This window comes from Sphingobium phenoxybenzoativorans, from assembly GCF_001757355.1.
Taxonomy (GTDB): domain Bacteria; phylum Pseudomonadota; class Alphaproteobacteria; order Sphingomonadales; family Sphingomonadaceae; genus Sphingobium; species Sphingobium phenoxybenzoativorans.
The window spans coordinates 1-11,149 of record NZ_MINO01000096.1 but is presented as its reverse complement, the minus strand read 5'-3'; the positions used below and the strand labels follow the sequence as shown (position 1 = coordinate 11,149).

The 11,149-nt window shown below is 64.4% G+C and carries 9 protein-coding genes and 1 pseudogene; 9 read left to right on the top strand and 1 reads right to left on the bottom strand.

Features of this window, described 5'->3' with window-relative positions; translation table 11 throughout:
- The 9 genes and pseudogenes from BHQ40_RS22435 to BHQ40_RS22395 all read left to right on the top strand — a co-directional run.
- Positions 1-285 (top strand): annotated as a pseudogene (locus tag BHQ40_RS22435) (efflux RND transporter periplasmic adaptor subunit); the annotation flags it as partial.
- Between the two features lie 3 nt (positions 286-288).
- Positions 289-3,534: an efflux RND transporter permease subunit gene (locus BHQ40_RS22430; protein WP_004212878.1), complete on the top strand. Its 3,246-nt coding sequence runs from the start codon at positions 289-291 to the stop codon at positions 3,532-3,534.
- A gap of 53 nt (positions 3,535-3,587) precedes the next feature.
- The gene (locus tag BHQ40_RS22425) at positions 3,588-4,076 is read left to right on the top strand and encodes an SRPBCC domain-containing protein (RefSeq protein ID WP_004212879.1); all 489 of its coding nucleotides are present in this window, start codon (positions 3,588-3,590) and stop codon (positions 4,074-4,076) included.
- A complete protein-coding gene (locus BHQ40_RS22420; protein ID WP_009824022.1) occupies positions 4,073-4,450 on the top strand; it encodes a hypothetical protein in 378 nt (125 codons plus the stop codon). The genes BHQ40_RS22425 and BHQ40_RS22420 overlap by 4 nt, the downstream gene beginning before the upstream one ends.
- Before the next feature lie 47 nt (positions 4,451-4,497).
- On the top strand, positions 4,498-4,911 hold the full coding sequence (locus BHQ40_RS22415) for a hypothetical protein (RefSeq protein WP_004212881.1): 414 nt from the start codon (positions 4,498-4,500) through the stop codon (positions 4,909-4,911).
- A 3-nt stretch (positions 4,912-4,914) separates the two neighbouring features.
- Entirely contained in the window at positions 4,915-5,601 is a 687-nt protein-coding gene (locus tag BHQ40_RS22410; RefSeq protein WP_004212882.1) for a ZIP family metal transporter, read from the top strand.
- Positions 5,598-6,206, top strand: a complete 609-nt coding sequence (locus tag BHQ40_RS22405; RefSeq protein WP_004212885.1) for a cation efflux transmembrane domain-containing protein — start codon at positions 5,598-5,600, stop codon at positions 6,204-6,206. The genes BHQ40_RS22410 and BHQ40_RS22405 overlap by 4 nt, the downstream gene beginning before the upstream one ends.
- A complete protein-coding gene (locus tag BHQ40_RS22400) occupies positions 6,203-8,704 on the top strand; it encodes a heavy metal translocating P-type ATPase (RefSeq protein ID WP_004212886.1) in 2,502 nt (833 codons plus the stop codon). Before BHQ40_RS22405 ends, BHQ40_RS22400 begins: the two co-directional genes overlap by 4 nt.
- The gene (locus BHQ40_RS22395; RefSeq protein ID WP_004212890.1) at positions 8,701-9,450 is read left to right on the top strand and encodes an HAD-IIB family hydrolase; all 750 of its coding nucleotides are present in this window, start codon (positions 8,701-8,703) and stop codon (positions 9,448-9,450) included. Before BHQ40_RS22400 ends, BHQ40_RS22395 begins: the two co-directional genes overlap by 4 nt.
- 196 nt (positions 9,451-9,646) lie before the next feature.
- On the opposite strand, the gene BHQ40_RS22390 is transcribed toward BHQ40_RS22395, so the two are convergent.
- Positions 9,647-11,149: Tn3 family transposase (locus BHQ40_RS22390; protein WP_139139429.1), on the bottom strand; the 1,503-nt coding region annotated here is incomplete at its 5' end.

Here is an 11,149-nt window from a genome sequence, read left to right as displayed (position 1 = left end):
TGGCGGGTCGGCGAGCCTGTGACGGCAGCCGTGCAGCTCACGGGCAGCGGCGGGAGCGGGGCGGTCCGCGTGCCGACGACGGCGGTCCAGAGTTTCGAGGGCAAGTCGGTCGTGTTCGTGCGCACGCCCACCGGCTTCAAGGCGACCCCGGTCCAGCTCGGCGATGCGTCGGGCGACACGGTGATCGTCCGGTCGGGCCTGACCGGCAACGAACAGATCGCCACCACCGGAAGTTTCACGCTCAAGGCCGAGATCGGCAAGGGCGAAGCGAGCCACGAGGATTAAGCCATGATCGCCCGTATCGTAACCTGGGCGGTCGAGAAGCGCTGGCTAGTCCTGCTCCTCACCGTCATCGTCGCCGCCATCGGCGCCTTTTCCCTCTACCGGCTACCGATCGACGCGGTGCCGGACATCACCAACAATCAGGTCCAGATCAACGTCCGCGCGCCTGCCCTCTCGCCCGAGCTGGTCGAGAAGCAGGTGTCGTTTCCAATCGAAACCGCGCTCGCCGGCACCCCCGGCCTGGAATATACGCGCTCGTTGAGCCGCAACGGCTTCGCGCAGATCACGGCGGTCTTTTCGGACGCGACGGACATCTATTTCGCCCGCCAGCAGGTGGGCGAGCGTCTGCGGGGCGTGCAAGAGAATCTGCCCGACGGCGTGAACCCTGAAATGGGTCCGATCGCGACAGGCCTGGGCGAGGTGTACATGTACACCGTTCGTCTCGATCATCGCGAGGACGACAAGCACAAGCCCGGTGAACCGGGCCAACAGCCCGATGGCAGCTACATCACGCCAGAGGGCGAGCGACTGACGACCGAAGAGGACAAGGCGACCTACCTGCGCACCGCGCAGGACTGGATCGTGACGCCGCTTCTGAAGACCACACCGGGCCTCGCCGGTGTCGACTCGATTGGCGGTTACGCCAAGCAGTTCCTCGTCGTGCCCGACGTGCAGAAGCTGGCCTCGCTCGGCATCACGCTGACGGACCTGGGAAATGCGCTGGAGCGCAATAACACCAGCGTCGGCGGTGGCTTCGTCAATCGCAATGGCGAAGGTCTGGCTGTTCGCTCGGATGCGCTCGTTCGCAATGCCAGCGAGTTGGCCAGGACCGTGATCGCGACACGTAACGGCGTGCCGATCACGGTCGAACAAGTTGCGACTGTGAAGACGGGTCAGGCGATCCGCATGGGTTCGGCATCGGAGAACGGTACCGAAGTCGTCGTCGGCACGGCGATCATGCGGATCGGCGAGAACAGCCGCATCGTGTCGACCGCGGTCGCTGAGAAACTGAAGACGATCAACGCTTCGCTGCCTCCTGACGTCGTAATTCAGCCGGTGCTGAACCGCACCGAGCTGGTCAATTCGACGATCAAGACGGTCGCGAAAAACCTGTCCGAAGGCGCGGTGCTGGTCATCGTCGTGCTCTTCCTGCTGCTCGGCAACTTCCGTGCGGCCCTGATCGCGGCGTTGGTCATCCCGATCACCATGATGCTGACAGGCTTTGGTATGCTGCGCGCTGGGGTCTCGGCCAATCTGATGAGCCTTGGGGCTTTGGACTTCGGTCTGATCGTCGACGGCGCCGTCATCATTGTCGAAAACGCGCTGCGCCGGCTTGCCGAGCAACAGCATCATGAAGGCCGATTGCTCAGCGTCAAGGAACGGCTCGCGACCGTGGCAGCCGCTGCGCGTGAGATGATCCGTCCCTCTGTGTACGGGCAGGCAATCATCATCCTCGTCTACGTACCGCTGCTCACGCTGACCGGCGTGGAGGGTAAAACGTTCGGACCGATGGCGCTGACCGTCATCATCGCGCTCGCCTTCGCCTTCATCCTCTCTCTCACCTTCGTGCCGGCGATGATTGCGATCTGGCTGTCGAAGAAGGTCGAGGAGAAGGACGGCCGCATCATCACGTGGCTGAAGAAGCGCTACGAACCCGGTCTCGACCGGGCCATGAAGCGCCCGACGCTGACGATCGGTGCGGGTGTGGGAAGCCTTGTGGTGGCGGCGCTTGCTTTCACTACGCTCGGCTCGGTGTTCCTGCCGCAGCTCGACGAAGGCGATTTGCTGATCCAGTCGCTCCGCATTCCGGCAACGTCGGTCCAGCAGAGCCAGGCGATGCAGGTGCCGATCGAGCGGATGATGTCGAAGCAGCCGGAGGTGCAATTCGTCTATTCCAAGACGGGCACCGCCGAGCTGGCGGCCGACCCGATGCCGCCGAACGCGACCGACATGTTCGTCATCCTGAAGCCGCGCAAGGATTGGCCGGATCCTGAGCTTCCCAAGGAGGAGCTGGTCAGCCGGATCGAGGGTAATCTCGCGAAGATTCCGGGAAATGCCTACGAGATCACCCAGCCCATCCAGATGCGCTTCAACGAGCTGATCGCCGGCGTGCGCGGCGACATCGCGGTGAAGGTGTTCGGGGACGACTTCAACCAGATGAACCGGACGGCCGAGCAAATCGCGGCGGTGCTGCGCAGAACGCAAGGCGCAGCGGACGTGAAGGTGGAGCAGACGACCGGTCTTCCCATGCTCGACATTCGCGTCAACCGCGACGCGATGGCGCGGTTGGGCGTTACGGCTCAGGATGTGCAGGACACCGTGACTGCGACGATCGGCGGGCGAACATCGGGCCAGATCTTCGAGGGCGACCGTCGCTTCCCCGTGGTGATCCGCCTGTCGGAGGCGCAGCGTGCCGACATCGGCCTGCTCCAACAGGTGCAGGTGCCGGTGGCAGGCGGCGGCTATGTACCGCTGTCCAGCGTCGCCGAGATCAAGGTGGTCGATGGTCCGAACCAGATCAGCCGCGAGAACGGCAAGCGGCGCGTGGTGGTGCAAGCCAACGTGCGTGGCCGCGACGTCGGATCCGTCGTGGCGGATGCGCAGGCGGCGATCGGCAGCCAACTCCGGCTGCCTGCCGGCACCTATCTCGAATGGGGCGGCCAGTTCGAGAACCTCCAATCGGCAAGCGAACGGCTGAAGCTGGTCATTCCGGCTTGCTTCATCTTGATCCTGCTGCTCCTCTACGGGGCGTTGGGATCGGTCCGCGACGCCGCGATCGTGTTCACCGGCGTGCCTTTCGCGCTGGTGGGCGGCGTCCTGTTGCTGTTCCTGCGGGGCATGGACTTCTCGATCTCGGCGGCAGTGGGCTTCATCGCCCTCTCGGGCATCGCGGTCCTCAACGGCCTCGTCATGGTCAGCTCGATCCAAGATCTGATCCGATCAGGGATGAGCCGCGAGGAAGCCGCGCATGTTGGCGCGATGCAGCGTCTGCGACCCGTCATCATGACCGCGCTAGTCGCCAGCCTCGGCTTCGTGCCGATGGCGCTGGGCGAAGGCGCCGGCGCAGAGGTTCAAAAGCCTTTGGCGACGGTCGTCATCGGCGGTCTGATCTCGGCGACGCTTCTTACGCTGTTCGTGCTGCCGACACTCTATGCCCGGTTCGGGCAGAAAGTGATCGAGAAACCCGAGCACTACAATGAGGAGCATGAAGGGGACGACCACGGTCAGACCTTCGTGAACAACTTGGCCTGATGGATGGGCGGGGCGATCCGCGATCGCCCCGCCCATCTCTGGGAGATGGGGATATGCCTCGCACCATAACCAGCTCGATGCTTCACGGCGGGCCACTGCGCATCTGGTCGGCACTCACCGATCCGGATCATCGCCGGGCGTGGAGTCCGCTCGTATTTCTCGATGATCCGTCCCGGCTCGGCGACACAGAATGCACCTTTGCGATCCAGGGCATCACCCGGCCAATTCGGACGCCAGCACGGATTGATCGATTCGATAAACCGCACGCCTTCGCTTGGTCCTGCGGCATCCCCTATCTGTTCACGCTCGAAGAGCGGTACGAGCTGGCGGGGGACGATGGCGGCACCAGGCTAACGCATAGCTGCACGCTGCGCGGGGCGCTCTCCCTGCCGTTCGCGGCGATGATGTTGCGCCGCCTGCGATCCCTGATGGTCGAATCTGACGATCGCCTCGCAACCTATCTCCGCTGGCGGGTAGGTCAGCCTGCCCGGGCTATCAATCGTCAGCGCGTCCCCTTCCGCTACAGGAGGAAGGCGCGATGATGATGCACTGTAAGCGGGTGCTGCCCGCCGTCATCCTCGTTGTCGGGCTCGCGGCGTGCTCGGAAAGAAAGCCGCCAGCCCCGCCAACGGAGCAGCAGATCCATTCGTCCGACAGCGCCGTGGCGACCGGGGAAATGGGGCGGCATAGATATCGCTGTTCCGACGGGGAACCGCTGTTCGTCGATTACAAGGACAACGGCCTGCAGATCGATTTGCGGCGCTCCAACGGGGGACCGCCGATGATGCTGACCGCGCCAGCGCAGGGCCTGCAATATGTCGGCGAAACAGCCACCGCGACCTTCAAGGGGTCGCAGCTCACCATCGTGGAAGGCGATGGCCGTACCCGGATCTGCGAGCAGGAAGGCACGCGATGAACTGCCCTGCCTTCGAACGCCACAGGGCGCTTCGTCGGAAGAGACCGATGTCTGACACGTCGATTTCAAATGTGACAACCTTGTGCGGCCTGAATCGGGCCGGTCTGGCGATCGCGCGCCTCGGCGTCGTTCTCGTCTCCGGGGCGGTTATAGGGGCGTGTAATCCAGCGCCGACCCAGCCTACCGAGCCGGCGCATGAAAAGCATCTGACGTCGAAACTAATCGCGCAGCGCATCATGTACTGCGACGACGGCACACGCGCCGATGTCGACTTCATCGATGACGGCTTGAAAATGGCCGTCACCTGGCTGCCGAAGGGCAGGACCGAGATCCTGCGCGCGCAGCGAACCGGTGACGAGTTTCGCGGCGACCATTCGCGGGCTGTCGTGGCGGGCGGATCGATCGCGTTCACGCGACGCGGGAAGATCCGCGTCTGCCACCGAACCCCGGAGGAGTCCTAGGAAATGCAGGCACTGCTCTATACGCTTGCGCCTGTGCTGGCGGTCGTGCTCGGCGCGATTGTCGCGAGCCGCACCAAGTTGAAACCTGGCCTCGTGGCGGGCCTACAGCATCTCGCTGCCGGCGTCGTGTTCGCGGCGGCAGCGACCGAAATCCTGCCGCAGGTCAAGCATGAGGCATCGCCCAGCGCGACGTTGATCGGCGGGGCGGCGGGCGTCGCGACCATGCTGGGGCTCAAGGCTCTTGAGGCCCGCTTCAAGGGGCCGATGGCGCTACTCGCCGCGATCGGCATCGACATTCTGGTCGACGGCCTGGTGCTCGGCCTCGCTTTCGTGGCGGGCGAGAAGGCAGGTCTCCTGCTGACGATCGCGCTCACTCTGGAAGTGTTATTTCTGGGACTGACGCTGACCGACGAGCTGGCGGAAACCTATCGCTCGCGCTTGCGCATCATCGTGATCGTCTCGGCATTGGCCCTGCTGCTGCCGATCGGCGCGCTCGCTGCCGTGCCGGTCGCCGCGCTGTCGCCGGTGATGATCGCCGGCTTCCTCAGCTTCGGGCTGATGGCGCTGCTCTACCTCGTCACGGAGGAGTTGCTGGTCGAGGCGCACGAGAAACCCGACACCCCGCTCATCAGCTCGATGTTTTTCGTCGGCTTCCTGGCCCTGCTGACACTTGAGGAGATGATGGGATGATCCCGGGCAACGACAACAATGGCGGGCAGGAGCGCCGCACACTGTGGATCGTCCTGCTGCTGAACGCGGCGATCGCTGCGGGCTTCTTCGTTTCCGGCTTCTTCGCGGACTCGAGCGCGCTGATCGCCAACGGCGTCGACAACCTGTCCGATACGGCTGTGTATGCGCTGAGCCTTGTGGCGCTCACCCGGGGCCAGACATGGAAGACACGCGCCGCGGTCGCTTCGGGCGTCATGCTGCTGATCTTCGCGGGCGGCATCTTGATCGATGTCGGACGGCGCTACGTGCAGGGCAGCGAGCCCATCGGACCTACCATGATGGTCATGTCCGCGATCGCCGGCGTCGTGAATTACCTCTGCCTGCGGCTGCTCCAGCGCCTCAAGGATCCGGACGTCAATCTCCGGGCCGCAACCACCTTCAGCTTCAACGACTTCATTTCCAACGGCGGCATCCTGATCGCCGGCGTGCTGGTGCTGTGGTTGGGTACCAATTGGCCGGACCTGCTGGTCGGCTTCGCCACCGCCATCATCGCCATCAAGGGCGGTGTCGAAATCCTGCGCGACGCGCGCGCCGAAACCAAGAAAAGCGAAAGGAGGTCGTCATGAACGACAAGCTCGAACTCGACATTCCAGTGTTGTTGCCGGACCTTCCTGACGCGGCCGATGCCTGCCTGGACCGTCTCGTATCAACCCTGTCAAAGCGCGAAGGTGTCGAGCGGGCGCATGTGATCTGTCTCGACGGCAACACGCCAGCGGCGCTGTGCATCCATTTCGATGCCGCCAAGCTGCCGCTGCCACGGTTGCGCGAAATGGTGCGCGCCGCAGGTGCCGAAATCACCGAGCGCTACGGCCATGCGATCTGGCAGGTGACGGGGATCAACCACGAACGTCGGGCGCGCACGGTCAGCGATGCGCTGTGCGCCTTGCCCGGCGTGGTCCAGGCAAGCGCCAGCACCAGCGGGTCTGTCCGGGTCGAATATGATCGCCGCGAAACCACCGAAGAGGAGGTGCGCGCTGCGCTTCGCAAGCTGAAGGTGAGGGTGGGCAAGCGGGTCGCTGCCGATGAACATGCCGGCCACGACCACGGCCCCGGGGGCCACGGCGCGGGCGAAGAGAAGCACGGCCCCGGCGATGGCCACGACCATAGCCACGCCGAATTTCTCGGCCCCAATACCGAGCTGATCTTCGCGCTCGCCTGTGGCGCGCTGCTGGGGATCGGCTACGCGATCGAGAGGCTGGTCGCTGGCGCGCCCGAATGGCTGCCGACCGCCTGCTATATCGCAGCCTATTTCTTCGGCGGATTCTTCACGCTGCGCGAGGCGATCGACAACCTCCGGATGAAGAAGTTCGAGATCGACACGCTGATGTTGGTCGCTGCGGCCGGCGCCGCTGCGCTGGGCGCATGGGCCGAAGGTGCGCTGCTGCTGTTCCTGTTCAGCCTCGGCCATGCGCTTGAGCATTATGCAATGGGCCGCGCCAAGAAGGCGATCGAGGCGCTGGCGAAGCTCGCGCCCGAAACCGCGACCGTGCGACGCGGCGGGCAGACCAGCGAAATCCCGGTCGAGCAGATGGTCGTCGGGGACATTGCCATCGTCCGCCCGAACGAGCGCCTGCCTGCCGACGGCTTCGTCATCAAGGGCACCAGCGCGATCAACCAGGCCCCGGTCACGGGTGAAAGCATCCCGGTCGACAAGGTGCCGGTCGCAGATGCCGCAGCGGCACGCGCCAAGCCCGATGCAGTCGACGCGGAAAGCCGGGTTTTTGCTGGTACGATCAACGGCGGCGGCGCGATCGAGATCGAGGTGACACGCCGTTCCAATGAAAGCGCGCTTGCCAAGGTCGTGAAGATGGTGAGCGAAGCGGAGACGCAGAAGTCGCCGACGCAGCGCTTCACCGACCGGTTCGAACGGATCTTCGTGCCCGCCGTCCTGGTCCTGTCAGTGCTCCTGCTGTTCGCATGGGTGGTCGTCGACGAGCCGTTCCGCGACAGCTTCTATCGCGCGATGGCGGTGCTGGTGGCGGCAAGCCCGTGCGCGCTCGCGATCGCAACGCCGAGCGCGGTCCTGTCGGGCGTTGCCCGTGCAGCGCGGGGCGGCGTGCTCGTGAAGGGCGGTGCACCGCTCGAAAACCTCGGGTCGCTCAAAGCGATCGCTTTCGACAAGACGGGCACGCTGACCGAAGGTCGTCCGCGCATCACTGATGTCGTGCCCGTCGATGGCGCCGATGAAGGCGAGTTGCTGGCGCTGGCTGTCGCCGTCGAAGCGTTGAGCGACCATCCCCTGGCCCAAGCGATCGTCAAGGACGGCCGCGAACGTCTGAACGATCGTGCCGTGCCGACTGCCGGCGACCTCAAGAGCCTGACCGGTCGGGGCGTCACCGCGAGCGTGGATGGCGAGACGGTGTGGATCGGCAAGGCCGAGATGTTCGGAAGTGAGGGCATTCCGGCGCTGGGGCAGGGCGCGCAGGACGCAATCGCGAAGCTGCGCGAGAACGGCCGCACGACAATGGTGGTCCGCAAGGGGGACCGCGACCTGGGCGCGATCGGCCTGATGGACACGCCTCGCGAAGCTGCCAAGACCGCGTTGCGTCGGCTGCACGAGATGGGCGTGTCGCGGATGATAATGATCTCCGGCGATCACCAGAAAGTCGCCGAAGCGATCGCCGACGAAGTCGGGATCGACGAAGCGTGGGGCGACCTCATGCCCGAAGACAAGGTTGCCGCGATCAAGAAGCTCGCCGGCGAAGACAAGGTCGCGATGGTGGGCGACGGCGTGAACGATGCGCCGGCGATGGCAAGCGCCACGGTCGGCATCGCGATGGGCGCGGCGGGGTCGGACGTTGCGCTGGAGACAGCCGACGTGGCGCTGATGGCCGACGATCTGGCGCACCTGCCATTCGCAGTCGGTCTTAGCCGCCATACCCGTGGAATCATCCGGCAGAACGTCTTCGTCAGCCTGGGTGTCGTCGCCTTCCTGGTGCCTGCTACCATCCTCGGCCTCGGCATTGGGCCAGCGGTGGCGGTTCATGAGGGATCGACGCTGCTCGTCGTCATCAATGCGCTCAGGCTGCTCGCCTACCGCGATCCGGCAGGGAAGGCGGCATGAAGTGGCTGATCGCCTTCGACCTCGACGGCACGCTTGCCGAGAGCAAGCGGCCGTTATCGGAGGATATGGCCGCAATCCTCGCCCGATTGCTCGCCATCACGGATGTGGCGGTGATCTCGGGCGGGGACTGGCCGCAGTTCGAAAAGCAGATCGCCTCGCGCCTTCCTGCCGGCGTCGCGCTCGACCGTCTCTGGTTGATGCCGACCACAGGCACGAAACTCTATCGGTTCATCAATGGCGCTTGGCGCGCGGTCTATGCCGAACTGTTCGACGACGCGGAGAAGGCGAAGATCCGCACGGCCTTCGATCAGGCGCTGACCGATGCCGGTCTCGCCGACGAACGTATCTGGGGCGAACGGATCGAGGACCGGGGCAGCCAGATCACCTTTTCGGGCCTGGGGCAGGCAGCGCCGCTGAAGGAAAAGGAAGCGTGGGATCCTGACCGAAAGAAGAGGACCGCGTTGCAGGCCACGTTGCGCGCGAAGCTGCCGGAGCTCTCGATCAATCTCGGTGGCACGACATCGATCGACGTGACCAGAGCAGGGATCGACAAGGGCTATGGCCTGAAGCGCCTGAGTGCCGAGAGCGGTGTCCCGCTCGACGGGATGCTGTTCATTGGGGATGCGATATTCCCCGGTGGGAATGACTATCCCGCTGCTGAAATCGGCCTCGACACAGTGAGGGTGCGCGACGTCGCGGAAACCACCGCCGTCGTGACCGCCATCATCGCGTGTCTGCACCGATAGGATCAAGATACATGGTCGGCTCCATCGCGGAATGCCGCATTGTCAAAGCTCTGGCTTCTGTCGCTTAGGGCAGCGCTTCCTAAAACGAAAAGAAGGCAATGTGCGCGTCTCCGCGAACAAAGCCTCCAGCGATCAATCTAAGAGATTCCGCCGCGCTTCTCAATCGTAGGGGGCGTTTGCGGGAGGGGGCGGAATCCTACGCTAAGGATTTGGGCCAGCGATATTCCCCGGTTAGATTGATGTGTTCCCATCCCAACGGCGAGACGTGGGCGAGTAGATCAGGCGCGATATGGGTACCGCTGGCGGCCCGGGTATTGACGACCTCGCCGAGCTTCATGGTGTTCCAGAATATGATGATGGCGGCGAGCAGGTTCATTCCGGCGATGCGATAGTGCTGGCCTTCGCCGGATCGATCCCGGATTTCACCTCGGCGGTGGAAGCTGATGGCGCGCTTTAGGGCGTGGTGGGCCTCACCCTTGTTGAGGCCGATCTGAGCCTGGCGCTGGAGGCCGGCATCAAGAATCCAGTCGATCATGAACAGGGTTCGCTCGATGCGGCCCACCTCTCGCAATGCGAGGGCCAGCTCATTCTGGCGCGGGTAAGAGGCGAGCTTGCGAAGAATCTGGCTGGGGGCGACGATCCCCGCTGCGATCGTCGCCATGATGCGCAGGATGTCGGGCCAGTTGCGCTCGATGAGCGGTTCATTGATCTTACCTCCGACCAGCGCTCGCACATTGGCCGGCGTCGCGTTGGGCGTGAAGGCATAGAGTCTTTTCTGAGGGAGATCGCGGATACGGGGGGCGAACCTGTAGCCGAGCAAGGCGCAGGCGGCGAACACATGATCGGTGAAGCCGCCCGTGTCGGCAAAATGCTGGCGAACGCGGCGGCCCGCGTCATTCATGAGCAGCCCGTCCAGGATATAGGGAGCCTCGCTGACCGTTGCCGGGATCACCTGGGTTGCGAACGGCGCATATTGATCGGACACATGGCTGTATCCCTTGAGGCCCGGGACGTTGCCATATTTCGCGTTGATCAGATTCATCGCCTCGCCCTGCTCGGTAGCAAGGAAGAACTGCCCGTCGCTGGATGCCGATTGCCCTTGTCCCCAGAAGGCGGCCATGGGCAGGGCGGCGTGGGCCTCCACGATCATGGCGAGCGCCCGATCATAGGCGCTGCCTTCGACATGCCAGCGCGCGATCCGCAGCAATTCCCAGAAGCTGTGCGTGTTGGTCGCCGCCGCCATCTTGCGCAAACCGAGATTGACGCCTTCCGCCAGCAACACGTTCATCAGGCCGATCCGGTCGCTGCAGGGCGCGCCGGTGCGCAGATGCGTGAACGCCTCGGAAAATCCGGTTCGCTCATCGACTTCCAGCAACAGATCGGTGATCCTCGCGGGCGGGAGCTGTTGATAGAGATCGAGCACGAGATCCTCGGCCCCTTCGGGCGTGTCGGCCCTCAGCTTGTCGATGTGCAGCTTGCCGTTCTCGATGATGCCGCCTGGGATCGTGCCGGTTCGCGCCGCGCGGCCAAACTCCTTCAGCCGTGTATCCAGTCGAGCCCTGCGCTCGGCCAGCCATTCGCCGGGTCGCAGCGGCACGGCGAGCCGCGCGGTCTGCTCTATCGCCTGTGGCGGGACCAGAAGCTGCTTGAGGTCGCCATAGCGGCGCGATCCCGCCAACCATATGTCACCGGACCGGAA

What these genes read in the sequence shown, in the direction of transcription:
- BHQ40_RS22430 (WP_004212878.1), top strand. Translation starts at nt 289, where the DNA reads ATGATCGCCCGTATCGTAACCTGGGCGGTCGAGAAGCGCTGGCTAGTC.
- BHQ40_RS22425 (WP_004212879.1), top strand. Translation starts at nt 3,588, where the DNA reads ATGCCTCGCACCATAACCAGCTCGATGCTTCACGGCGGGCCACTGCGC.
- BHQ40_RS22420 (WP_009824022.1), top strand. Translation starts at nt 4,073, where the DNA reads ATGATGATGCACTGTAAGCGGGTGCTGCCCGCCGTCATCCTCGTTGTC.
- BHQ40_RS22415 (WP_004212881.1), top strand. Translation starts at nt 4,498, where the DNA reads ATGTCTGACACGTCGATTTCAAATGTGACAACCTTGTGCGGCCTGAAT.
- BHQ40_RS22410 (WP_004212882.1), top strand. Translation starts at nt 4,915, where the DNA reads ATGCAGGCACTGCTCTATACGCTTGCGCCTGTGCTGGCGGTCGTGCTC.
- BHQ40_RS22405 (WP_004212885.1), top strand. Translation starts at nt 5,598, where the DNA reads ATGATCCCGGGCAACGACAACAATGGCGGGCAGGAGCGCCGCACACTG.
- BHQ40_RS22400 (WP_004212886.1), top strand. Translation starts at nt 6,203, where the DNA reads ATGAACGACAAGCTCGAACTCGACATTCCAGTGTTGTTGCCGGACCTT.
- BHQ40_RS22395 (WP_004212890.1), top strand. Translation starts at nt 8,701, where the DNA reads ATGAAGTGGCTGATCGCCTTCGACCTCGACGGCACGCTTGCCGAGAGC.